We start from the raw sequence: 24,331 nt of genomic DNA, 5'->3' as shown, positions 1-24,331 counted from the left end.
CTCCACGAAAAGGCCATTACCCATCGCGGTGCTTCTATTTAAAATAAATAATAAAAGACCTGAACGGGCAGTTCCATATGATGGTGATGTCGGTTGTTCAGGTTAAAAGTCATAATGTGTTAAACTCAGTTTAATGTTTACTTTAATATTTAATTGAATGTCGTTAGGGTACTGATAAACCCATTGAGCTTCAAGGAATAATTACACTTTTTTATTATTATTTGTTCTATGATGTAAACCTAGTGTTATGACTATTATTAAAGTATTAGGCTGTTTAGTATAAATTCCTTCTTTATATAGTTATAGGTAGGTGTATTGATGTAGGCATTCTAAAGCTTTTGTTTGAATTGCCGATAAAGAGTTATGATTATTTTTGTTTAGTACTCACAATAAGTAAATGTGAATAATTCACAATAGAGGATTTATGGATATTTTCACCACACAATTAACGCGTGTTGTGCCTGTGCCAATTAAACCCGCTAATTTAAAGGTAAAAGCGTTAGTAAAAGACGCGAGAACAGGCAAGTTAAAAGAAGATTTAGATCATCTTGAAAATCATGATTACTATTTTGATGATAAAAAATCGGATAAAGAAGAGAACAATAACAGTGAAGAGGGTATTGATAAAGAGGCTTCAATAGATAAAAAAGCAGACGCGAATGAACAGTTAAACGAAGCGTCGGAAGATGATAATGGTATAACCCAATCGGAAGATGGAGTTAAGCACTTAGATCTTTATGTTTAGCGCAATATCACTTTTCATATTTTGTTGCTATAGATTAGCCTTTATGTTTGGTAATAAAACAGTATAATCGGCAATTCTTCTCATTTCTCTATTATATAACTTGTTTTCTAATGATTTCAGTTGCTCAAGCATTTTCTAATGATGGCGCTTTAGCTAAGGCTATAGACGGTTTTTCTCCTCGCCAAGCGCAAACTGATATGGCGTTAGAAGTAGCTAGTGCTATTAAAAAACAATCATCTCTTATTGTTGAAGCAGGCACAGGAACAGGTAAAACCTTTGCTTATCTCATACCTGCCTTTCTTAGTGTTAACACTGCCTCAAGTGGTGATGAACTGAATACAAAAATTATTGTTTCTACGGGGACAAAAAACTTACAAGAACAGCTCTTCCATAAAGATATCCCTTTAGTTAAAAAAGCGTTGGCGAGTAATGTACAAGTAGCTTTATTAAAAGGACGAGCTAATTATTTATGTCGTTATCGTTTAGCACAATACCAAGAAACGCGTGGACAGTTAGATGCCAATACACTTAATGATTTAGTGAAAGTAAAAACATGGGCAAATACTACTCAAAGTGGCGATATTGGCGAATTAGTGAATGTTACTGAAGACTCGGGTGTATTTCCCTTTGTCACCAGTACGTTAGATAACTGTTTAGCGAAAGATTGCCCTGATTATGAACAGTGTTATTTAGTTAGAGCACGGCAAAAAGCCATTGATGCAGATTTGATTGTGGTAAACCATCATTTGTTTTTTGCTGATATGGCACTTAAAGATACAGGCTTTGGTGAGTTAATACCCAAAGCACAAGTCGTTATTTTTGATGAAGCACACCAAATTGGTGATATTGCTAGCGATTATTTTGGTGAAGCTTTTTCTACGCGTCAGTTGGTTGACTTATGCACAGATGTAGCGCAAATCTATCGCAGCAAATTAACCGACGTAAAACAATTAGGCTTAGCGGCGGATAAATTGGAAAAAACCTGTCAGGAATTTAGGTTATTATTTAATTACGATACGGAGCGTGGTAATTGGCGGGAAAAATATCAACAGCAACAGTTTATACACAAATTTGAACGATTAAAGGTAGATTTAGATTTTTTATATCAAGTGATAAAGTTGTGTGTTTCACGTAATGAAGCGATTGATAGCTGTTTTGAGCGTGCAGTGAAGTTACTGTCACAATATAATGTGATGGCCAATGTTGATGTTGATGGTATGAGTTTTTGGTATGAAACTACGCCGCGACATGTGGTATTACATTTAACGCCTCTCAGTGTCGCTGATAAATTCAGTGCTTACATAAGAGAATCAGGAGCTGGTTGGATATTTACCTCAGCGACTTTAGCCGTAGATAATAGTTTTGATCATTTCTCTAAACATTTAGGCTTACAGGGTGCGACGCAATTATTATTAGAAAGCCCGTTTGATTATCAGCAACAATCTCAGTTAATTGTGCCTCGTTATTTACCTGAAGCAAATGATAAATCTCGTGCGCAATATTTAGCACAATTAGCAAAACCGTTAATTGTTGCCAGTAAAGGCGCGTGCTTTATGTTATTTACCAGTTATCGTGTTATGAATCAGGTGGCTGAACTTTTAGCGGGTGATATTGATAATCCTTTATTAGTGCAAGGACAAATGGCAAAACGAGTATTATTAGAAAAATTTGTGGAAAATGATAATGCTGTGTTACTTGCTACTGCGAGTTTTTGGGAAGGTATTGATGTTAGAGGTGATAAACTTACCTGTGTTATTATTGACAAATTACCCTTTGCTTCCCCTGATGACCCTTTACTGCAAGCACGTTGTGAGGATGTGAGGCGACAAGGAGGCGATGCGTTTGCACAGATACAGTTACCACAGGCTGTTATTGCACTAAAGCAAGGCGTTGGTCGACTTATTCGTGATGTTAGCGACCGGGGAATTATGGTGATTTGCGATAATCGTTTAGTCAATCGCCCTTACGGGCAAACATTTTTGAAGAGTTTGCCTGAAATGAAACGAAGCAGAGACTTAACTAAAGCAATAACTTTTCTTGAAAGTATTTGTTAAAGTTTTTAGTAAAATAATGCGTAAAATTTAAAAGGTAAGAAATAGTGAATTATTTGGCCATTGATGCATCAACTGAAGCTTGCTCAGTTGCATTACAAGTGAATAAAACAATTTATAGCTGTGATGAGTTGTGCCCGCAATCTCATAGTTTGCAGTTATTGCCTATGGTGGATAAATTACTTAAAGAAGCGAATATCACGCTATCACAATGTGATGGTTTAATCTTTGGTCGGGGCCCTGGTAGTTTTACAGGAGTACGTATTGGTGTCGGTGTAGCGCAAGGTTTAGCGTTTGCTGCTAACTTACCTGTTATTGGTGTGTCAAGCTTACAAGCAATGGCACAGTTAGCTTTTATTAAATATCAACAAACCGCTGTTTTTTCTGCTATTGATGCGCGCATGGGGGAAGTTTACAATGGGTATTTTGAACTTGATCATCATAATATAATGCAAGTTAAAACGCTGGCAGACCAACAAACAGAAGCGGTTACTGCACCTGCATTAGTGCAACAACGCTTAGCTAATATTATTTCTTTACCTATTTATGGTGTTGGTACAGGCTGGGATGCTTATCAAGCAGATTTATCCCCCCTTAAAACCAATGCGGGCACACCAGAAATACTGTTTCCTAGTGCCAAGGCTATGTTAACAATTGGTAAAGCAGCACTACAACGTGGTGAAGGAGTGAGTGCAGAAGATGCTCAACCTGTTTATGTACGTGATACAGTTTCATGGAAAAAATTACCAGGAAAGTAATTTTTTAATAAATTGCCTATAAATAAATTGTTTGCTAAATTTAAGCCATGAATATTTCTAGCACCAATAATGCAAGTTCAACTTTTGGGAAAATATCTACTGCAAATATCAGTAATACGCCCAATACACCGATTAAAGCGCCGGTGCGCACGGACGACCCTAATAAAACGCAAGAACAATCGCCTAAATCAACAGCAACTATTGTTATTGATGAACAAGCAATTACGCTCTTTAAAGAAAAGCAAACGTCACAATTAGCCTATTCGCGGTCAAATAATGCTAATTATTCTGATGTTGGCCAAGATCAACCTACAGTAAAAAATGAAACAGCGGTTGCTCAATATCAAGCTATTGATAACTTATCTGAACGTGAATCTGTTCAGAAACTGTTTGGTGTTGACTTGCTAGCGTAGCGAATTTTTAAGCAAGACCGTCAGCCTTTTCGTCTTTCCCATTGTAAAACCGAGTGCCTATGTCTTCTTTTTCTTCATATAGTAACAAAACAAAGCCATCTAGTTTTTTAAAAAAGTACCATTTCTTTATTTTACTTTTATTGGCTATTGTTATTAAACAACTACCCCTTATTTCTATTCCGTTTAATTGGTTAGAAAGCTATTTTCATGAAGTGAGCCATGGCATTGCTGCATTATTAACGGGTGGGAATGTATTGCGTATTCAATTGTTTGCTAATGGTGCGGGCTTATGTACTACACAAGGCGGTATTGATTTTGTTATTAGTTTTGCTGGATATGCGGGAGCAACGCTTTGGGGATGGGGAATTTACCGTTTATCGAGTATTCATCAAAAAGTAGCGCAAGGCTTTTCATTATTGGTGTTTTTTATTTTGGTTAGCTCTATTATCTTTTGGGGAAGAGATTTATTAACATGGCTTATTTTAGGTGTGTTAGCCGCATTGTTTTTATTCACTATAAAGCTTAAAAAAATTCATTATTTGCAAAGTCTTATGCAATTGTTTGGTCTGCTTATTTTATTAAATAGCTTATCAAGTCCTGCTTACTTACTTGATGGTCGTCATATAGGTGATGGTGCTGCTTTAGCATCTATGACTTTTATACCAGAAATTATTTGGGTGGTTATTTGGTTTGCTATTGCATTGCTAGCACTCTTCTCACTTTATAAATCATCACAAAAATAAGGAGTTCCATGTTTATAGACAATGAAATTAAAGAAGTAAACTATATGCTTGAATCGCTTTCGTTGCAGGGCTTAGTGTGTGGTAGTGAGGAAAGTAAAGACAACATTGTATTATGTTTACACGGTTGGCTTGATAATGCAGCGAGTTTTTTACCTTTAATGCCTTATTTAAAAAAAATGTTACCAAGTAAGCGCATTATAGCGGTTGATTGGCCAGGGCACGGGAATTCAAGTCATAAAAGTCTTGATGCTCACTATCATTTTATTGATTGGGTGTATGACTTATTGCAATTGTTTGAATTAAATCAATGGCAGAAAGTTGATATTGTTGGCCATTCAATGGGAGGGATGGTGGCAAGCGCTTTTGCTGCTGCTTTTCCAGAAAAAATAAAATCTCTTACGCTAATTGATTCAATTGGTTTTATCAGCACAGAAGCAGAGCAAACGACCAAACAATTACGGGATGGTATGTTAAGCCGTTTTAACAACAGTATAATAAAAGAGCAGCTGGTAGGCGCAAAAAAGAAAAATTTCCATTCTAGTATAGATTCTGCAATTAAAGCACGTGTTAATGTTTCTGATCTTAAATACGAACAGGCTAAATTACTTGTTGAGCGTGGTATTACTAAAGAAGCTCAAGGATATCGGTGGAGAAGTGATGCACGTTTGCGTACTACATCACCTTACCGTTTAACATTAAAGCAGGCGCAGCAGTTTATCTGCGATATAAAATGTCCTGTGCAACTTATTTATGGTAGTGAAGGGTTAGATATGGTGAGTTCAGGATTAAAGGTTTTTGGTACTTTATTTAATACCTTTTCTAGCTTTGAATTAGTTGGAGGGCACCATGTTCATATGGAAAAACCAGAGAAAACAGTTGAATTAATTAAATGCTTTTTAGATCAATAGCAAGGTTTTGAGTTAAATTCAAACAACTGTTTAAATTTAACTGGTAGTATCAGTTAAAATTTGATAAAACTGTGCAACAATTAAAAACTTCAACAAAAATGAAGTCATAAATATAAGCACTGAACTAAACTGTAACATAGTTTTAAAAATATAATGAGGAAGGTATTGTGGAAAAGATCTGGTTAGAAAAAAGTTATCCCCCTGGAGTCCCATTTGAAATAAATCCAGACAAATACCCTTCATTAGTGGCAATGTTTAACAAATATACAGCTCTCTATGGTGAAAGAACTGCTTTTATTAATATGGGGGTAGAGATTTCTTATGCTGAACTCGTAGAACAAGCAACGGCTTTTGCTGCTTATTTACAGCAGAATTTAGGCCTTGAAAAAGGCGATAAATTCGCCATCATGGTACCTAATACTTTGCAGTACCCTATTGCACTTTTTGGTGCTTTACTTGCTGGTTTAACTGTGGTTAATGTTAATCCTTTATATACAGAGCGAGAATTAGAGCATCAGCTTAACGATTCTGGCGCTAAAGCAATGTTGATCATTGAGAACTTTGCTCAAACACTAGAAAATATCGTCACTAAAACCCCTATTGAACACGTTATTTTGACTTCATTAGGTGACCGCTTAGGTTTGGTAAAAGGTAAAGTTGTTAATGCAGTTGTTAAGTATGTGAAAAAAATGGTGCCTGCGTTTAATTTACCTGACGCTATTCGTTTTAACAGTGTTTTATCAAAAGGGAAAGCGTTAACCTTTACTCCTGTTGAGTTGTGCGGAGATGATTTAGCATTTTTACAATATACAGGCGGCACAACGGGCTTATCAAAAGGTGCAATGTTAACACACCGAAATATGGTGGCTAACTTAGAACAAGCAAAAGCGGCTATTAGACCTATGCTTGAAGACAGTGGTGAAATGGTGGTTACAGCACTTCCGCTTTATCATATTTTTGCATTAACAGCGAATTGCTTAACCTTCTTTACGTTAGGCGGTGCTAATTTATTAATTACTAATCCTCGTGATATGCCAGCATTTGTAAAAGAACTTGGTAAATATGATTTTACTGCGATCACTGGTGTGAATACTTTATTTAATGGTTTATTAAATACGCCTGGTTTCTCCGATCTAGATTTTTCAGGTTTGAGAATGTCTTTAGGAGGCGGTATGGCTGTTCAACGTCCTGTGGCAGAGCGTTGGGAAAAAGTAACAGGTTCTAGGCTACTTGAAGGTTATGGTCTTACCGAATGTTGTCCTATGGTGTCAATCAGCCCATATAATCAAAAAAGTTATAATGGCACTATTGGATTGCCAGCCCCATCAACGGATATAAAAATAATGTTAGAAGATGGTACTGAAGCACCCATGGGAGAGTCGGGTGAAATGTGGGTGAAAGGTCCACAGGTTATGAAGGGATATTATAACCGCGAAGAAGCAACGGCTGAAATTTTAAAAGATGGTTGGTTAGCAACAGGCGATATTGCCTTGATGGATGAATTGGGTTTCTTCAAAATTGTTGATCGAAAGAAAGATATGATTATTGTGTCTGGTTTCAATGTATTTCCTAATGAAATTGAAGAAGTTGTGATGATGCATGAAGGTGTAGTTGAAGCTGCCGCTATTGGTGTTCCGCATGGTGCCTCTGGTGAAATGGTAAAAATATTTGTTGTACGAAAGCAGGATGATTTAACAGAAGAAGCATTAATTGAGCACTGTCATAAATATTTAACCAATTATAAAGTACCTAAATTGGTGGAATTTCGAGATGAACTACCGAAAACCAACGTAGGTAAAATATTACGAAGAGAGTTAAGGTAATTTATAAGTGAGTTCTTTAAACGAAGAAAGGGTTTCAATGAATGCTTTCTTCGTTTGCTAAATAAGCTATTGTGCTTTTAGGGTTTGTCCATTTATATCTAAGCTGTCATCAGACATTAAATAAACATAGAGCGGCATAATATCGTTGGTAGAGGCTAAACGTTCTTTATCTTCTGCTGGATAAGCCGTCGCTCGCATACCTGTATTAGTTGCACCAGGGTTAATAGCGTTAGTACGTAAATTTGAGTTTTCGTACTCGTCAGCAATCACTTGCATCATACCTTCAGTTGCAAATTTAGATATGCTATACGCGCCCCAATATGCTCGTCCTTTGTTGCCAACACCAGAAGAGGTAAAAACTAAAGAGGCATTTTCTGCTAACTGTAATGTTGGTATAAGTGCTTGAGCTAACAAACATTGTGCGGTGACATTTACCTTCATTACATCATCATACACTTGTTCATGAATTTGAGTGAATGGAGTTAACTCACCTAATATCGATGCATTAAGCAAAGCGCCATCTAATTTTCCAAATTGGCTGGCAATCGTTGTAGACATATCAATATAGTTTTGTTTGGTTGCTCCTTTTAAATCTAATGGAATAATTGCTGGTTCAGCTAAACCAAGTGACATTATTTCATCGTACACCGCTTCAAGTTTCTTGACCGTTTTGCCTAATAATATAACTGTTGCGCCAAGTTTAGCATAAGTTAATGCCGCTTCTTTACCTATGCCAGCGCCAGCGCCAGTAATGAGTATTACTTTATTAGCTAAACTTTTTTCTTTAATAGTATATGCAAACATTGTTTATCCGAATTTAGGTATTAAAATTTTTCATAAATGAATAATAGGCATTTTACTTAGATTTATTTCTAATAACGAGAGAAAAATTAACAAAAATGTAAAAAACAGCTGGCACATTGCTGGCGCTTGCGTTAAGTTTGTTAACTGGTCTAACTAGTTAATGAATGTCTTCTTTGAATATAAAGCAGGCAGAGCAATAATTTTATTGCGTTATACTTATTAATTAAAAAACAATAGAAATAAAATAGGCATTGGGGAGATAAAATGAAAAAGTTAGTTCTTAGTCTAGCTATTATCAGCGCACTGAGCTTAAGTGGTTGCGATAATGAAACTATCGAAGATGTAAAAAAAGATGTTGCTGAAAATGGCACGCCAATTGTCGCTTCTGCAAGGGTTGTATTTGATCCTTCAAATGGCGTTTTATCAGTACCAAATGATTTATTATTCTCGGATACTCCTGACGGTACTTTGAACATACCTGTTAAGACAGATGACGATGGTAATATTATATCAGGTGAAAAGAATGAAGAGGGCAATGAGATTGAATCGCCTAACTATGCCGATCCTTCAACGGCATTAGGTGCACTTGATGGTTGGTCTACCTCTAATCCTTTCTCCCTTGATATCGACTTTCCTGAAGGCACATCGATTGACGCAAATTCCGTTTTTAATCCTGCTTCGGTACAAATATTTGAAACATTAATGGGCGGAGCTACTGGATGTGAATCAGTACCTCTTGGTGCAGCATGTACTGTTGTTAGTGAATTGGTTTTTGGTGTTGATTTTATTGCAAAAGCTTCAGGTAATAGTGTTGCTATTGTCCCTTTAAAACCACTAAAAGCTAAAACAACTTATATTTTAGCATTAACCGATAATTTAAAAGACGATAGCGGCAAAGCGGTTGCTGGTTCAACAACCTATGAGCTAGTGCGTCAAGATATTAGTACTCATCCATTAGGAAGTGACGCACAAAAAGGCTTACAGGGCGTTATTAATAGTTATGAAAATGCTATTGTTACAGCGGGTGCTGACAAAGATGCATTAATTTATACCATGGCTTTTACTACACAGTCTACGGTTGATGTGCTAGCAACAGCTAAGGCATTAATGGCCAATAATGTACCAACTATGCTTGCCAATGCGATGGAAGGTGTTCCTACCATTGGCGTGCAAGATACGGGTATGTCAGTGGCTAATATTTTAGCAGGGAAAATACCTGAGGCTTTAGTACCGTTATATTCAGCCGCTAATTTTATGCAAGGGAGCGTTACTTTACCTTATTATTTAGGTGTACCTTCTGCTGATAATCCAATGGCGCCAGTGAATGATTGGTGGAAATCTTTATGTGATTCTGGCGCTATATTAGCTGGCGTCGCAGGTAAAATAGCCGCGGGTGAACTTCCTGCTGAAACTATTCCAACTGCACCAGTGAGTGTTGATGATGGCACTTGTATGGCAATTTCAGCGGCAAAAGAATTACCAGCCCCCGGTCTAAGAGCTCTTGGTTTTGATGCTAAACGTCATTTAACTAAATATAGCCCTGTACCAAAAGCCAACGCTGATATGGATGTTGCTGTACAAATGACAACACCAGATGTCAATGTAGCGAACGTTGTTCGAGGTGCTTTAGGTTTACCAGCTAACTTAGTAGAACCTGAAAATGGTTGGCCAGTAGTTATATTACAACATGGTATCACCTCTAAAAAAGAAGACATGCTAGGTCTTACAGGTATTCTTTCTGTATATGGTTTTGCAACGGTCGCTATTAACCATCCACTGCATGGTGATCCCGATGTGTTTGGTGGTGCAATGTCAGGAGGAAGCCGTGGTTTTGACGTAGATGGTGATGGTGTTGATGATATTAATGCTTCAACGGTTGAAGCGACGCATTATATGAATTTGGCGAGCTTACTGACTACACGTGATAACTTACGTCAATCAACGTCAGATTTACTTGGATTACGATTAGGGTTAAATTTCTTAGGCGGTGTTCATGCTGAAGGTAATGCAATCAACGTTGATAATACTAATGTGCATTTCTTAGGTCATTCTTTAGGTGCTATTACTGGTATGAACTTTATCGCATTAAGTAATACGCCGCTTGATGCGCAAGTTGATCCATTATTTGCAGTGAAAACTAATTCACTTGCCATGCCTGGTGTGATGGTTGCAAACTTCTTAATGGAATCAGGTGCTTTTGGTAATGTGATTAAATCAAACTTAGCTTATTCTGCCTCAGAAGCTTTCCAAGGTTATGTTGCACAAGCACATCAAACTGCTACAAAGCCAAGTGCGGCTGAATTAGTAAGTTATTATCAAGGGTTTTATGAATTATTAACTGCTGAGCAACAAGCGGGTTTAAATGCTACGTTTGCACAATTCTCTTTTGCTGCACAAACAGTAACCGATGCTGGTGACCCTGCTAACTATGCAGCAATGATGGCGGCAACAGATACACCAACGCATTTAATTGAAGTAATTGGTAATGGTGGTGACAACTTAAGTGACCAAGTTATTCCTAACACGGTTTCTAGCACACCTTTTGGTGGTACTGAAGGTGCTATTGCATTATTAGGTTTAGGTGGTATTTCTGAAACAACGCAAGATGCTGAAAGTTCAGTATCGGGTGCTGTGCGTTATTTATTTGGACACCATGGTTCGATTTTAGATCCTGGCGTTGGTTCACGTGGCGAAGCGCCAGATCCGTTAATGACGGGAGCGGCTACTGCGGAGATGCAAAGCCAAGTTGCTAACTTCTTCAGTAGCGATGGACATCTAATTTCAGTACAAAATACAGACATGGTTCAGTAATTTAGCCATATATAATATTGAAGGCCTTTAGCTGATAACTAAAGGCCTTTTTTCTTTCTTTACAATTCTTTACATACATTGACACTTGCTTGCCTGTTTATTGCTTAGATAAATAAGTACATAAATTTATCTAATAATAGGAAAGCAAAAATGAATATTAACTCAGCTAACACTCAAAATATTAATCAAATTCAAAACTTAGATACTGTAGCTACAGGGAACGATGCAAATGATGCAAATAAAGTTGGAGTGTTGGAAAAAGGAATAAATACTAATGAGCATGAAGTTAGTATTAGTAAGACGGGTCAAATTGGTTCTTATATTGCTAATTTACCAGAAGAACAGCAACAAGAGATTAAAGGGTATTTACAATCTATAAGAGAAGCACAAAGCAATGGAAGTTTTGATCTTCAAACTAGCATAGATAATGCACCTGAGGCATTTAATAACCTACTGAGTCAACTTAATATCAGTGGTGAGGAAGTCTTAGGCAATACACCAGACATGCAACCCAAAAACCTATCAAAACTATCTTCTGAGCATGGACAAGCAGCAGGTATCTCAGTTTACGCAGATGTTGCGGCGCAATCAAAAATTAACAGTTAGCAAAACTCTGCTTTTGAATGCTCAGTTCGCTGTTATCTAGCGCGTATTAGAAATTAGTGTAATACATTTGATAATTTCAAATAGAGAAGCAAAGTTAATTGTCATTAAGCGACAATTAATTGCCACAAAGAGGCAATTAATTGTCGTTATGTTTCCTCTCACATCTCTAAGTAAAATAAGAGGTTAGTGGTAAACATAAGTTGATATTTAATAGTGCAGTCAAAAAAAGCGACTTAATGGCAATGCAATACCGTTTTATCTGAAAAATAAGTGTGCATTGCAATTTAGTCTTGTAGGCAATAAGAACAAATAATGAATAATATAAACACCTATATACAATATAATCAATCAACGCATACAATTTTAAAATCTAATTTACTTAAAGATAAAAAAGTATTAATTGTCGGTGAAGAAGTAGAAACCGAAGAAATTACTGACATGTTACGAATGAATAAAGGGTTTGACATTACCATTTGCAATGATGGTGTAAAAGCTGTGCAAATGTTAAAAAATGAACATTATCAATTGATATTGCTTGATATAGGTATATCAAACGTAAATGGATTTGAATTATTAAAAAGGTTGCGTTTAAATAATAAAACGCCGCTCATGATACTATCATCACATGATGATCTTTTTGATAAAATTTATGCCTTAGAATTAGGTGCTGATGATTATTTCATTAAACCTGTAAACCTAAGAGAAGTGGTGGCTAGAATAAACTCCATCATTCGTCGAACCGATATAATTCAAAGCTTACAACGTAATAAAATGCTTAACATCAATGATATTTCTTTATGCTTATCTACTCGGGAGGGTCATTGTTGCGGAGGCGCTTTAAATTTAACAAGATATGAATTTGAAGTGCTTCATCTCTTACTTTTAAATGTAGGCGAAGTTGTTAGCAAAGACAGAATTAGTGAGTATATACATGGTAGAGCTGTAGATTACTATGACCGCAGTATTGATATGCATATTAGTAATATAAGGAAAAAGATAGCTAAATTTGTTGGTGGCCAAAAAATTAAAACAATGCGAGGAGCGGGTTATATCTTTTTAAAAGAAGCAACTTAATTTTAAGTATAGGTACTGATGAGTTAATATTAAGAAGTTTGGACGATAGGATTATCATCGATTTAAGAAGTTAAATTGCTTTACAGGTGTTTGACTTGTTATTTGTTGCTCCTTCGGAGCGTCTTCACTGCTAAATAGGCTACCATAATTATAATTCAGCACTGCTTCGCTTATTGATGTGCCAGAATAACTTTCTATGGCTAAATTTAAAGCTGAATATGCTAAGCCACTCGGTCCTCCATACAAGTAGCCTCCAGCGAGTTTCGATATCATACTTATATCTTCTTGCTCAGTGACATCTTGATAAAAAGTAGAGACTACAGGAATATGTTGTAAAATGTTCACTATATCAAAAGCATCATTGTAATCTAGGCCATCTTCTCCGAATGAAAGCTGTGCTAAACTATTTAAGGTTGAACCTTCAATAGTGACAGTATTAATGTCGTTTGTGGTTTCTATTTTGTTACTTGCAGTTATTTCGTTACTGGTAGTAGTGTTGATCTCAGGTTGAGGAGAGAAAATACTCGTTTGTAATGCTGAGAGTAATGAAGCCTGCATGAATTCAATTGATGATTGGCTGCTCAATAGTTCCAAAACACTTGTGCCAGTTCCATTTGATAAACCACCGAGGCCAAGGGAGGAAAATATATTTTGCTGCATGATGCTAATGCTATCACTTTCATTATCAATGTTTGAAGGAGGTAGTTGAATTAGCTTATTGTTAACCTGTTGTATACCATTAAAAATACTGGAAAAATTCTCACCTAAACTTGTAAGCTCCGTTATAGCTTGTCCAGCCATATTCAACGATTGATTTTTACCTGTTAATAATTGTGTTGCTGTACTATTGGCGGCAAGATTGGCGGCAATTTTTGATAGTGAAGTAGCCATAATTAATTTATGTTTGGATTTTTATTGGAATATTGTTTTTTATATTAGAGAATGAAAATGCTATTTCAATAATCTTTACATAAAACTTACGTTGTTGATATTTATGGTTTTTTGTTTACGCTTCTTTACATTAATCTTACGCTTCTTTACATTTGTTTTTCTCTTTATTTGTCAAAATGGCGCTACAAATATTATTGTAGAGATTAGAGAACATGTGTCGTTTAAGCTTGCCCTTGTTTATACTTTTTTTCCTTTTAACAGCTTGTAGTAATACCTTAACTGTTGATGAAGAGGTTGTTGCTAGTAGTCCTACAAACCCTAAAGTGAGTCAGCAAGCTGTATCTACAGATAACAAAAAAATTTCGCCTGGCGATCCAAAATTTAGCCCTATAAGGAGAAGTTTAGTGGAAAATATACAATTACCTTCTGGTTCACTCTTTAACTCACATCGAGCTGTTGGTCTTTACAGCCCTAGTAGTCATTACCAGGTGGGCGATATGATTTTAGTTGAAGTTAAAGAGAACACTTCAGCTAATAAATCGGTTAAATATCAAAAAGATAAATCGGGTCATTTCGAATTGAAACCAGTAACCCTAAATGCTGGCTCAATCAAGATTGGTAATAATGATCTTAATGCTGAATACGAACAAGGAAAAGAATTTGATAGTTCTTCTCAAACCAATCAGAAAAACTCGTTAAAAGGTGATATTACGGTTTATGTGATAGAAGTGCTTAATAATGGCAATCTTTTAGTTGCAGGGGAAAAATGGATAACCCTTAATACTGGTCAGGAATTCATACGTTTTTCAGGGGAGGTTAGGGTGAGTGATATAAGTATAGATAATACAATACCTTCGGTAAAAGTAGGTAACTCTCATATTGAATATAGTGGCCTTGGTGATATGCAAGAGAACCAAGAACCCTCTTTGCTTGGTAAGCTGTTTGGTATTTTTGACTAATGGAGCCACGATGATTTTGTATTTTAAGTCTATGGTAAAATGCATTATTGTATTTGTATTATTAAGTCCTCAGTGCTTTGCTACTTGGTACCAAGGAAGTGCATTACAATATGTAAATACTTTAAATTTTGATGAAATTAGAACTCAGACAATAAAAGATGCTATTGCTAATGCAGTTATGCAAAGTAATAGTTTTATTCAGGTAGAAGATATTGTTTTAGATGGTTTGTTGCAAAGTAGTAAAACAGTTTTACGAAGTGATGGGCAAATAAGATGAGTTGAAATTATTAGTGAATCGATTGACAATGGTATTTTGTCAGTCTTGGTCAAAGTCGATGTTAAGCCATTAATTAGTTGTCAAAGAGATCATTATGCAAAATCGTTGTTAATTGCTCAGTTTCCTTTGCTTAAACCTATTCAAGCGGCTGAAGGAGTACTGTTTGATATTGGTATACAAGCCAGTAAACGTTTTGAACGTCAACTTAACTCTGAGCCAATGGTATATGTTAATTCATTGCTTAGTGGTTCTTTAATGCCTGACAGTTCATTAGGTAATTTAAATCAACAATACATTGAAAAAGTAGGGCGATATTTAGCAACAGAGCATAATAGTCAGTTTATTTTATTTGGTGCTATACAAGATATTAGCTTATTTGAACAAGTGAAAGATCAGCTGTTGTTTGATGATGTTAGTTTGCGTCGAAATTTTACTATTCAAGTTTATTTATATGACGCTATTCGTGATGATATGCTGCTGAAAAAAAATTATCATGGTGAAGGCGATTGGAAATATGCAGATAATCAAGCTGTAGATACCAAGAATAGCCTTTTTTGGCGTACAGATTATGGTCGAAACATGTTGCATACTATTAGTAGTGCTGTTACTGATATTAATGATGTATTAAGTTGTCAGCAAAGTTTCCCTCAAATTATTGATAATACTAATGGACAGCTGGTGATTAATATTGGCAAGAAACAGGGCGTAAAAGTTGGGGATGAATTTGAAATCGTTAACCGGCGTTTTTTACAGAGAGAAAATGATACATCTCATCCATTTTTAACGGTAGATCATTCCAAAATATTAAAGGTTATTGAGGTAAATAGTCAAAGTGCTGTGCTAACGAGTCATTCACTAGGTGTTATAAATAATAGTCAACTACATAATTTAGTTAGTCCAAAATCTATCTTTTAAATATTTTGGTAAATACTTTTATCAGCATTAATTTGGCGTTTTCCGTCTAATAATATCTCTAATAATAAACCGGTTTGGACTTAAATTAAACAACATATTGTTATCAACTGGGTAGGGAGTCCCACATAAATCGGCTGTTAAAATATCAGCTGCTAATGGGGCAGAACATAAGCCACGGGCACCAAACCCCATCATAATGTATAAATTATCAACGACAGGTGCTACCTGATTATACTTCCAGTTTTTATCTTTTGCTAAGTGTGGATAGGTATCAATATGTTGCTTGATATCAGGCATAGGACCAACCATAGGCAGATGATCTGGGGTCATGCAACGTAACCTTGATTTACTGCCAGTAACATCTTGTGTCGTCCAATTAATTGAGTTGGTAAATTCAGGCATGCATGTTGATAACATAGTGATGTTAAATTCATCTTCCTCAGGTAGTGCTGTAGTACGAGTGCTATCTTTATTAAATGTAGCGCCAATACAGTGCATGTTTTTATGATGAGGAGTTAAATAGCCTTTATGACAAATAACGGTTGAAAGCTGTTGTATATTTTTGTTAGTTTTCATGCTGGTTACTTGTCCTTGTACAGAGGAAAAAGGCAATTGATTAATCCAATCAAAATTAATAATGTCTGCACCACCACAAAAAACAATAACACTGGCTTCAAATTCTCCCTTATTAGTAGACAATAACCAGTTTTTAAGATGACTGTTATTGGCAGGAGACGCTGTTTTTTTTGTTATTTTAGTAACTAAAGTATTGTGTTCAACACGTAGTCTTCCAGTTGTTTTTGCGGCATTAATGATCTGTTTCACAGCATCTTGGGGCGATATCCAGCCGGCCTTTGGCATAAATAAACCGCCATAAGTTAAATCAACATTTGCCAATTTACTTGCTGTGCAGGCATCAATGCCATGAATTAAGTCTTCTGGCCAAGTTTTTAGTTCTTCAAATTTTTGTTGGCGCTTAACAAGTGAATCTTTATAAGCAACGTCTAATAACCCACACCACTGATGAGGAAAGTGGAAACCTTGCTCAATCACACTATTATAAACCTCTTTAGCACGCCAAAAGGCTTGCTGATAAAATAAGCTTATATCGTCTGATTGCTGGTGTAATAAAGGGTATAAAGCACCAATAGCATTACTTGAAGCGCCTTGAGCTAAAGAATTATCTTTACAATACAAAGTTACTTTTATGCCTTGCTTTGTTAATGCTAGTGCGGCACAGGCTGAGGCTATACCCCCGCCAATAATGCTAACATGCTGGGGTTTTATTAACGTTGGACGAAGTTGATAGCCTTTATTTGATTTAGGGTCTTGTTGAAAAACACCTATTAACATTTCATGTTTATTACCCACATAACGTTTTTTTTGTGTACGAAAGCCAATTTTTTGCATATGACGCTTTACAAAACCAGCAACGGTAAAGGTTGCAATGCTCGTTTGTGGTTTAGATAATCGACCTATTTGTTCAAATAATGCTTCATTCCACATCTCTGGATTTTTTGCTGGAGAAAAGCCGTCAAGGTACCAAGCATCAATAACGCCATGCTTGCGCGATGTTATATCTGCTAGGCCGTCAGCAGCATCGTTAATAATAAGCTTAAGTGTTACTTGATTATTAAAAAAGCTAAGAGAAAATTCTTTCGGTGTTTGATCGTTACCTGACAGTGCAGGGTATTGTTCTAAAAGTAAATTAGTATAATAAGCTAGTTGCGGTAATGCTTGCAGCGATTGCTGTAACTGTGACTTAGTTAAAGGAAACTTTTCTAGTGTGATAAAGGCAAGTTTTGGACATTGCGCAGGGAAATCTTGATTGGATCTATCTTGCAGTATTTTATGATAAACCTGTAATGTTAATAGAAAGTTAAGTCCAGTTCCAAAGCCAGTTTCACCAATAACAAAAGTGTTTTTTGTTTGCTTAATCCGTTCTATGATGTTGTTACCATATAAAAAAACTTGTTCACTTTGCTGATATCCAGACTCACTATCGAAATAAATGTCATTAAATTGACTAGAATAAGGGGTACCATCTTGCTGAAAGATTAATTTAGGGGCTGAAGAAATAAATTTATGCAAGGTAAGCTCAATTCAATAATTTATATTTGGCGTATTTTACTAGATTTATTGCTTGATATCAGTGTTATTGTATTTATTTTGCATCAAGAACGTAGATATTCTCTGAGTAAAAATATATTATAGCGTACAAGTGTAAGCTGAATTGTTTTTATTTGCTTAGTAAAGTCACTTGTTGTACCAGATAATAGACTAAGTTCAGTATAATGCTTTGGATTTTCATAATTCTAATTTATATTTAATTTTTACAAAATAATGGTTGTTTAAATGAAACGTGTAGTGATCACCGGTATCGGTATTGTATCTAGCATTGGTAATAATGCAGATGAGGTTTTAGCCTCTTTAAAGTCAGGGAAATCAGGCATTACTTACTCAGAAAGTTTTGCAGAACAAGGTTTAAAAAGTAATGTTTGGGGTAAACCAGACATTGATATTGCGGAACATATAGATCGTAAAGCTCTACGTTTTATGGGTGATGCAGCAGGTTATGCGTATATTGCAATGGCACAAGCTATTAAAGACTCTACATTAACACCAGAACAGGTCTCTGATGTTCGTACTGGTATTGTTGCCGGTTCAGGTGGAGCATCATCAGCCAATATTGTGGCTTCAAGTGATACGTTAAGAAGTCGCGGTATTCGTCGTGTTGGCCCTTATGCTGTACCAAAAACTATGAGCAGCACCGTTTCAGCCTGTTTAGCAACGCCTTTCAAAATTAAAGGTGTTAACTACTCTATTAGTTCAGCATGTGCAACGAGTGCTCATTGTATAGGTCATGCAATGGAACTTATTCAATTAGGCAAACAAGACGTAGTATTTGCTGGTGGTGGCGAAGAAGTTGATTGGTCACTTGCCATGATGTTTGATGGTATGGGTGCTTTATCAGCAAGTCGTAATGATACGCCTGAACTGGCGTCACGCACTTATGATGCAGATAGAGATGGTTTTGTTATTTCTGGTGGCGGAGGCATGGTTGTTGTTGAAGAACTCGAACATGCACTTGCTCGTGGTGCTCATATTTATGCTGAAATAGTGGGATATGGTGCAACATCTGACGGTTATGACATGGTAGCCCCTAGTGGTGAAGGTGCAGTACGTTGTATGCAGCAAGCTATGCAAGGCGTTGAAGGTGAGGTTGATTATTTAAATACTCACGGTACGTCAACACCAGTAGGTGATGTTAAAGAACTCGGCGCTATTCAAGAATTATTTGGTGAAAAGTCACCAGCTATCAGCGCAACGAAAGCGATGACAGGTCATGCATTAGGCGCTGCAGGTGTGCATGAAGCGATTTACTCTATTTTAATGATGGAAAATAACTTTGTAGCGCCTTCCATTAATATTGATAATTTAGATGAGCAAGCACAAGGCTTAGACATAGTAACTGAAAAACGTGATGCCGAACTGAACTTAGTTATGTCGAATAGCTTTGGTTTTGGTGGAACTAATGCAACCTTGGTAATGCAAAAATATAAAGGTGAGTAAAAGCCGTTGGGTTTATTCTTTTATAGTGTTCTAAATGAAGTCATATTGGTATTACTCAATATGACTTTATTATTTCTAGCTGAGTAAATTGAAATTATTTATAATTTAGCGATTATATTTCTTAAAATTTTTATGATGTAATACAAAGTTGATGAAAATATTTTTTGATGAAAACATGCCTTATGCTAAAGACTTTTTCAGTGATTTTTGTAAGGCTGATGAACTTATTCCTTTTTCTGGGCGAGACTTAACTGCAGAACAAGTAATAGATGTCGATGTTCTATTAGTACGATCAATTACTAAAGTCAATGAAGTGTTATTAAAAAATAATAACAAAATCAGCTTTGTGGGTACCGCAACTATTGGAACGGACCATATTGATCAAGCCTATTTAAATGACCGTGATATAACGTTTCATTCAGCCCCAGGTTGCAATGCAATATCTGTAGCAGAATATGTAATAAGTAGTTTAGTGATTTTAGCTGAGCGCTACCAATTAGATTTACATAAACTTAGCGTGGGTATTGTTGGTGGGGGGAATACAGGAACGCGTTTAAGTGAAAAATTAACTGCGTTAGGTATTGATTATTTAATTTGTGACCCGTTACTCGAACAAAATCAAAATGACAGTAGAGATTTTTCTTCATTAGAAGAGGTGCTGAAGTGTGACGTTATTTCGTTGCATGTGCCTAAAACTGTTGAGGGTGAACACCCAACCTATCATTTATTAGATAAAAGCAAGTTAAATAATTTAAAAAACGATCAGATTTTAATTAGTACTTGTCGTGGTGAAGTTATTGATAATAAAGCTTTGTTAGCATTGAAAGAACAAGGTCACGGTTTAAAAGTAGTACTTGATGTGTGGGAAGGTGAGCCGGATGTATTAATGCCACTTATTGAATATACCGAAATAGCGACCGCACATATTGCGGGTTATAGCTTAGAAGGAAAAGCTCGTGGCACAGAAATGCTTTATCAGGCATTATGTGACCATATAGCGAAACAAGACGCAAGTAGTATTGAATATAAATATCAGTTAGTTAACTTTTTACCTCCCGCTAATATTTCAATGATTAAATTAAATCAAGAATTTAATGAAGTATTACTAAACCAACTGGTTAAAATGGTTTACGATGTTAGGCGAGATGATGCTATTTTTCGTCAACAATTAGCAAGTCAGGGGTTTGACAATCTCAGAAAAAATTATCCCGTAAGACGGGAGTTTTCATCGGTACAAGTTGACTTATTACCTAATGCCCTAAGTGATGTGCCACATCGCCTAGGCTTTAACAAAACATAACTAGCGTTAGCCTAGCTAACTTAAATGAGAAAAGAGAGAGGATCATGGCACAGAAATTTGACGTATGCATACTTGGCGCAACAGGGCTAGTTGGCAAAACCATTATGGAAATTTTAGCAGAAAGAGATTTCCCAATTAATAAATTATACCCATTGGCAAGTGCTCGTTCTGCTGGTGAATTTGTTGAATTTAATGGTGAAAGTATTGAAGTACTCGATGCAGACAATTTTGATTGGAGTTTAGCGCAAATTGGTTTCTTCTCTGCTGGTGGTGCTACGTCAGCTAAATATGCACCTATTGCGGGTGAAGCTGGCTGTATTGTTATTGATAATACATCTGAGTTTCGTTATAACGACGATATTCCATTAGTTGTACCTGAAGTAAACCCTCAAGCATTAGCAGAATATCGCAATAGAAATATTATTGCTAATCCAAACTGTTCTACTATTCAAATGATGGTGGCACTGAAGCCACTTCATGATGCCGTTGGTATTAGTCGTGTTAATGTATGTACCTACCAGTCAGTTTCTGGTGGTGGTAAGGCTGCAATGGATGAATTAGCAAAACAAACGGCCGATCTGTTAAGTGGTAAACCAGTTGAAACAAAAAACTTTTCTCGCCAAATTGCGTTTAATGTAATTCCTCAAATTGATGTGTTTCTTGAAAATGGCTATACCAAAGAAGAAATGAAAATGGTATGGGAAACGAAGAAAATATTAGGTGATGATAATGTATTAGTGAACCCTACTGCTGTACGAGTTCCAGTATTCTTTGGGCATGGAGAATCGTTGCATATTGAAACCAATTCACCTATTTCTGCAGAAGAAGTAAAAGATTTACTATCTCAAGCGCCAGGCCTAGTTGTATGCCGTAATGATGAAGATTTTCCTACTCAAATTGGCGATGCTAGTGGTAAAGATGAAACGTTTGTAGGACGTATACGTGAAGACATTAGCCATAATTGTGGTATTAATATGTGGATTGTTGCCGATAATGTTCGAAAAGGTGCGGCAACAAATAGCATTCAAATAGCAGAATTATTAATTAAAGATTACTTGAGTTAACCATTAAGCACAGGCTTTGTAGAATTTTGATTTAATAGTTATATTTCAGTAGCCTTCTCTTTAGAAAATTAGAAACTCGCCGTTAACATGAGATAGTCTTCTATGTTAATTGCGAGTTTTTTTATTTAATTTACTCAAAAGACTAAGATATTTTTTTTGAATTTGATATGATTATTAAGGATCTAAACTAGTACGATTTTTAGCAGGGACGTATTAGGTGGAATGAATATTGCTTTTGTTTTTCAATGCCACTTTCATTTTCATTTTGTCAAATAACTGACAAATAGCTAATTTTGTGAATAAAATAATAATTAGGAAACTTTGATGCAAAAATTATTACGCTTGTGTTTTCGACAGGTTGTTTTTAGCGTACCAATAATTAGTATATTAAGCTTGAGCATTATCACCACAAGTGTTTGCACTATTGGCTTTCCTGTTTTTGCTGAAGAAGCTGCCCCACAAAAACGCGGCATTCGTATGCGAGGCCCTAAAAGCAGCGATGTTTTTCCTTATGAACGTTATGGTCCCATAACATCACGAGATACGTTATGGAAAATTGCGTTAACTATTCGTCCAGATAACAGATTATCGGTTTATCAGGTGATGCAGGCATTATATCAAGCAAACCCTGCAGCCTTTGTTGATGGTAATTTAAATCATTTAGTTGAAGGTCAATATTTAACTATTCCGTCATTTGAGCGCATGATGTCAGTAGATACACGTGCAGCCAAAAAGAAATCGAGTGAAGATGATAAAGCTTGGGGAAAAGTTCAACCTAATAAAACAGCTAAAAAATCAGCGCCAGTAATACCTAATGCTAATAAAAAAGATTTAGATACAGTAAAAATCGAAATAAACGATCAACTAAATAAAATAGACACTGAACAACAAAAGCGTTTAGAAAATATTCAAAATGATGTTTTGGATTCTATCGGCGGTTTACAAGCTATTTTAAAAGAAAATGAAGCATTACGTCAGCGTTTGTCTTCATTTAACGATCAACTTAACACCATGCAGAAAGAGGTTGCTAAAAGCAAAGAAATTAAGTTGCAAATGGACGATATGATCAAATTGCAACAGGCGCTATTGGCAAAAGCACAAGCGAGAGAACAAGAATTACTTTTAGAAAAACAGCAAGCAGCACTAGAAAAGGATAACATTTTCTCAAGTGCTTGGTTTATTGGAGCAGTAATAACATTATTAACAATATTATTTTTATTTGTGTTACTACTTCTTTATAAAAGACAAAATAGCGCAAAAGAACAAGACGAAATATCATTTGAAGAAAAACCAAATAAAAAGGCTAAATCAACAGAAGATAAATTAACAGAAGAACCTGTTGAAACAGATCTTACTGATAACGAAGACCTTTCTCTTGATGAAGAGTTGTCGTTGGACGATGAATTATCGCTTGATGATGATTTATCCATAGATTTATTAGAAGATGATGAAGGAAATGATGATGTTATTCATTTAGATGACAATGATGACAGCTTGCTGGATGATCTTGATGATTTAGACGATATATTACTCGATGATGATACCGACGTTCTTGCTAATGACGAATTAGAGCAAGACGAACTAGATTCTTTATTGGAAGACGATGATGAAAAAGGCTCAGCTGAAGAAGTATTAGAGAATAATGAACTTGATCAAAATGATCTGGATGATCTTTTAGGAAGCCTTGATACTCTTGAACAAGAAGCCGAGGATGAGCCCGTTGAGATAAATAGTCCTGATGATATTGATGCCTTGTTAGATTCAATAAATAGCGAAGATGAGCTGATTGAGGAGGAAACACAGGTTGAAGATGTGCTTATTGATGAGAGTATTGATAGCGATATAACAGATCCCGATGATATTGATGCCTTATTAGATTCAATGAATAGCGAAGATGAGCTGATTGAGGAGGAAGCACCGGTTGAAGATGTGTCTATTGATGAGAGTATTGACAGCGATATAACAGATCCCGATGATATTGATGCCTTATTAGAATCAATGGACAATGAAGAAGACCTCATTGAGGAAGAAACTCCAGCAGAAGATGTACTTTCCGATAGCGACACTGACATAACAGATCCTGATGATATTGATGCCTTACTCGCCTCTATGAATGTTGATGATTCACCAGTAGAGAAAGACACGCAAGCTGACAATGTACAAGAGAAGGTTCAAGAGAACGCTCAAGATAATATTCAAGCAAATGCCCAAACAAATGCCCAAGATACGGCTCCAGCAAAAGAGGTTACTGCTGATGATGATAGTGACACAGAAATAACTGATCCTGATGATATTGATGCCTTACTCGCCTCTATGAATGTTGATGATTCACCAGCTGAGAAAGACACACAAGCTGACAATGTACAAGAGAAGGTTCAAGAGAACGCTCAAGATAATATTCAAGCAAATGCCCAAACAAATGCCCAAGATACGGCTCCAGCAAAAGAGGCTACTGCTGATGACGATAGCGACACAGAAATAACTGATCCTGATGATATTGATGCCTTACTCGCCTCTATGAATGTTAATGATTCACCAGTAGAGAAAGACACACAACCTGATAATGAGCAAGAGAAGGTTCAAGAGAATGCTCAAGATAATATTCAAGCAAATGCC

Annotated in this window: 20 protein-coding genes; 17 read left to right on the top strand and 3 right to left on the bottom strand. The window is 36.1% G+C overall.

Translation table 11 applies throughout. The annotated features are described in order from the left end of the window. Nucleotides 1-424: 424 nt before the first annotated feature. The 7 genes from ACE1OF_RS16345 (at nucleotide 425) to fadD (ending at nucleotide 7,441) form a co-directional block, all read left to right on the top strand. Nucleotides 425-745, top strand: a complete 321-nt coding sequence (locus ACE1OF_RS16345) for a hypothetical protein (RefSeq protein ID WP_448895717.1) — start codon at nucleotides 425-427, stop codon at nucleotides 743-745. 110 nt (nucleotides 746-855) lie between these two features. Beyond that, complete coding sequence (locus ACE1OF_RS16340) at nucleotides 856-2,799, top strand: ATP-dependent DNA helicase (RefSeq protein ID WP_448895716.1); 1,944 nt, start codon at nucleotides 856-858, stop codon at nucleotides 2,797-2,799. A 44-nt stretch (nucleotides 2,800-2,843) separates the two neighbouring features. Continuing rightward, nucleotides 2,844-3,554, top strand: a complete 711-nt coding sequence (gene tsaB, locus ACE1OF_RS16335) for a tRNA (adenosine(37)-N6)-threonylcarbamoyltransferase complex dimerization subunit type 1 TsaB (protein ID WP_448895715.1) — start codon at nucleotides 2,844-2,846, stop codon at nucleotides 3,552-3,554. Between the two features lie 47 nt (nucleotides 3,555-3,601). Then, a complete protein-coding gene (locus tag ACE1OF_RS16330) occupies nucleotides 3,602-3,967 on the top strand; it encodes a hypothetical protein (protein ID WP_448895714.1) in 366 nt (121 codons plus the stop codon). A 59-nt stretch (nucleotides 3,968-4,026) separates the two neighbouring features. Beyond that, a complete protein-coding gene (locus tag ACE1OF_RS16325) occupies nucleotides 4,027-4,710 on the top strand; it encodes a M50 family metallopeptidase (protein WP_448895713.1) in 684 nt (227 codons plus the stop codon). A gap of 8 nt (nucleotides 4,711-4,718) precedes the next feature. Next, nucleotides 4,719-5,618: an alpha/beta fold hydrolase gene (locus tag ACE1OF_RS16320; RefSeq protein WP_448895712.1), complete on the top strand. Its 900-nt coding sequence runs from the start codon at nucleotides 4,719-4,721 to the stop codon at nucleotides 5,616-5,618. A 167-nt stretch (nucleotides 5,619-5,785) separates the two neighbouring features. After that, complete coding sequence (gene fadD / locus ACE1OF_RS16315) at nucleotides 5,786-7,441, top strand: long-chain-fatty-acid--CoA ligase FadD (RefSeq protein WP_448895711.1); 1,656 nt, start codon at nucleotides 5,786-5,788, stop codon at nucleotides 7,439-7,441. A 66-nt stretch (nucleotides 7,442-7,507) separates the two neighbouring features. Here fadD and ACE1OF_RS16310 read toward each other — a convergent pair whose 3' ends face one another. Further along, a complete protein-coding gene (locus tag ACE1OF_RS16310; protein ID WP_448895710.1) occupies nucleotides 7,508-8,245 on the bottom strand; it encodes a YciK family oxidoreductase in 738 nt (245 codons plus the stop codon). Between the two features lie 264 nt (nucleotides 8,246-8,509). Between ACE1OF_RS16310 and ACE1OF_RS16305 the strand changes: the two genes are divergently transcribed. The 3 genes from ACE1OF_RS16305 (at nucleotide 8,510) to ACE1OF_RS16295 (ending at nucleotide 12,736) form a co-directional block, all read left to right on the top strand. Further along, a complete protein-coding gene (locus tag ACE1OF_RS16305; RefSeq protein WP_448895709.1) occupies nucleotides 8,510-11,056 on the top strand; it encodes a VolA/Pla-1 family phospholipase in 2,547 nt (848 codons plus the stop codon). 150 nt (nucleotides 11,057-11,206) lie between these two features. Then, nucleotides 11,207-11,662 carry a hypothetical protein gene (locus tag ACE1OF_RS16300; RefSeq protein ID WP_448895708.1) on the top strand — a complete coding sequence of 152 codons (456 nt, stop codon included), beginning with the start codon at nucleotides 11,207-11,209 and terminating at the stop codon, nucleotides 11,660-11,662. Between the two features lie 312 nt (nucleotides 11,663-11,974). Next, entirely contained in the window at nucleotides 11,975-12,736 is a 762-nt protein-coding gene (locus ACE1OF_RS16295; RefSeq protein WP_448895707.1) for a response regulator transcription factor, read from the top strand. Nucleotides 12,737-12,790: 54 nt separating this feature from the next. On the opposite strand, the gene ACE1OF_RS16290 is transcribed toward ACE1OF_RS16295, so the two are convergent. Beyond that, on the bottom strand, nucleotides 12,791-13,627 hold the full coding sequence (locus tag ACE1OF_RS16290) for a hypothetical protein (RefSeq protein WP_448895706.1): 837 nt from the start codon (nucleotides 13,625-13,627) through the stop codon (nucleotides 12,791-12,793). A 212-nt stretch (nucleotides 13,628-13,839) separates the two neighbouring features. Here ACE1OF_RS16290 and ACE1OF_RS16285 point away from each other — a divergent pair, with 212 nt between their 5' ends. From ACE1OF_RS16285 to ACE1OF_RS16275, 3 genes are read left to right on the top strand one after another with little or no spacing between them, the layout of a single operon-like run. Continuing rightward, complete coding sequence (locus ACE1OF_RS16285) at nucleotides 13,840-14,586, top strand: flagellar basal body L-ring protein FlgH (protein ID WP_448895705.1); 747 nt, start codon at nucleotides 13,840-13,842, stop codon at nucleotides 14,584-14,586. A gap of 10 nt (nucleotides 14,587-14,596) precedes the next feature. Beyond that, nucleotides 14,597-14,863 carry a hypothetical protein gene (locus tag ACE1OF_RS16280; protein WP_448895704.1) on the top strand — a complete coding sequence of 89 codons (267 nt, stop codon included), beginning with the start codon at nucleotides 14,597-14,599 and terminating at the stop codon, nucleotides 14,861-14,863. A 45-nt stretch (nucleotides 14,864-14,908) separates the two neighbouring features. Next, nucleotides 14,909-15,778, top strand: a complete 870-nt coding sequence (locus ACE1OF_RS16275; protein ID WP_448895703.1) for a flagella assembly protein FlgT middle domain-containing protein — start codon at nucleotides 14,909-14,911, stop codon at nucleotides 15,776-15,778. A gap of 27 nt (nucleotides 15,779-15,805) precedes the next feature. On the opposite strand, the gene mnmC is transcribed toward ACE1OF_RS16275, so the two are convergent. Continuing rightward, the gene (mnmC, locus tag ACE1OF_RS16270; protein WP_448895702.1) at nucleotides 15,806-17,869 is read right to left on the bottom strand and encodes a bifunctional tRNA (5-methylaminomethyl-2-thiouridine)(34)-methyltransferase MnmD/FAD-dependent 5-carboxymethylaminomethyl-2-thiouridine(34) oxidoreductase MnmC; all 2,064 of its coding nucleotides are present in this window, start codon (nucleotides 17,867-17,869) and stop codon (nucleotides 15,806-15,808) included. Nucleotides 17,870-18,133: 264 nt separating this feature from the next. Here mnmC and fabB point away from each other — a divergent pair, with 264 nt between their 5' ends. From fabB to ACE1OF_RS16250, 4 genes are all read left to right on the top strand, one after another. Continuing rightward, a complete protein-coding gene (gene fabB / locus ACE1OF_RS16265) occupies nucleotides 18,134-19,351 on the top strand; it encodes a beta-ketoacyl-ACP synthase I (RefSeq protein WP_448895701.1) in 1,218 nt (405 codons plus the stop codon). Nucleotides 19,352-19,502: 151 nt separating this feature from the next. Beyond that, on the top strand, nucleotides 19,503-20,651 hold the full coding sequence (locus ACE1OF_RS16260) for a 4-phosphoerythronate dehydrogenase (RefSeq protein WP_448895700.1): 1,149 nt from the start codon (nucleotides 19,503-19,505) through the stop codon (nucleotides 20,649-20,651). 44 nt (nucleotides 20,652-20,695) lie between these two features. Then, entirely contained in the window at nucleotides 20,696-21,715 is a 1,020-nt protein-coding gene (locus tag ACE1OF_RS16255) for an aspartate-semialdehyde dehydrogenase (protein WP_448895699.1), read from the top strand. A 324-nt stretch (nucleotides 21,716-22,039) separates the two neighbouring features. Further along, nucleotides 22,040-24,331: FimV/HubP family polar landmark protein (locus ACE1OF_RS16250; RefSeq protein WP_448895698.1), on the top strand; the 2,292-nt coding region annotated here is incomplete at its 3' end.

The organism is Colwellia sp. E150_009 (genome assembly GCF_053543955.1).
The sequence above is the reverse complement of the archived record's forward strand: the minus strand, read 5'-3'. Positions and strand labels throughout refer to the sequence as shown.

Coding starts and splice junctions, on each gene's coding strand:
- ACE1OF_RS16325 (WP_448895713.1), top strand. CDS start 4,027: ATGTCTTCTTTTTCTTCATATAGTAACAAAACAAAGCCATCTAGTTTT.
- ACE1OF_RS16260 (WP_448895700.1), top strand. CDS start 19,503: ATGAAAATATTTTTTGATGAAAACATGCCTTATGCTAAAGACTTTTTC.
- ACE1OF_RS16320 (WP_448895712.1), top strand. CDS start 4,719: ATGTTTATAGACAATGAAATTAAAGAAGTAAACTATATGCTTGAATCG.
- ACE1OF_RS16285 (WP_448895705.1), top strand. CDS start 13,840: ATGTGTCGTTTAAGCTTGCCCTTGTTTATACTTTTTTTCCTTTTAACA.
- ACE1OF_RS16295 (WP_448895707.1), top strand. CDS start 11,975: ATGAATAATATAAACACCTATATACAATATAATCAATCAACGCATACA.
- ACE1OF_RS16340 (WP_448895716.1), top strand. CDS start 856: ATGATTTCAGTTGCTCAAGCATTTTCTAATGATGGCGCTTTAGCTAAG.
- ACE1OF_RS16330 (WP_448895714.1), top strand. CDS start 3,602: ATGAATATTTCTAGCACCAATAATGCAAGTTCAACTTTTGGGAAAATA.
- ACE1OF_RS16345 (WP_448895717.1), top strand. CDS start 425: ATGGATATTTTCACCACACAATTAACGCGTGTTGTGCCTGTGCCAATT.
- ACE1OF_RS16280 (WP_448895704.1), top strand. CDS start 14,597: ATGATTTTGTATTTTAAGTCTATGGTAAAATGCATTATTGTATTTGTA.
- fabB (WP_448895701.1), top strand. CDS start 18,134: ATGAAACGTGTAGTGATCACCGGTATCGGTATTGTATCTAGCATTGGT.
- ACE1OF_RS16300 (WP_448895708.1), top strand. CDS start 11,207: ATGAATATTAACTCAGCTAACACTCAAAATATTAATCAAATTCAAAAC.
- ACE1OF_RS16310 (WP_448895710.1), bottom strand. CDS start 8,245: ATGTTTGCATATACTATTAAAGAAAAAAGTTTAGCTAATAAAGTAATA.
- ACE1OF_RS16255 (WP_448895699.1), top strand. CDS start 20,696: ATGGCACAGAAATTTGACGTATGCATACTTGGCGCAACAGGGCTAGTT.
- ACE1OF_RS16290 (WP_448895706.1), bottom strand. CDS start 13,627: ATGGCTACTTCACTATCAAAAATTGCCGCCAATCTTGCCGCCAATAGT.
- ACE1OF_RS16305 (WP_448895709.1), top strand. CDS start 8,510: ATGAAAAAGTTAGTTCTTAGTCTAGCTATTATCAGCGCACTGAGCTTA.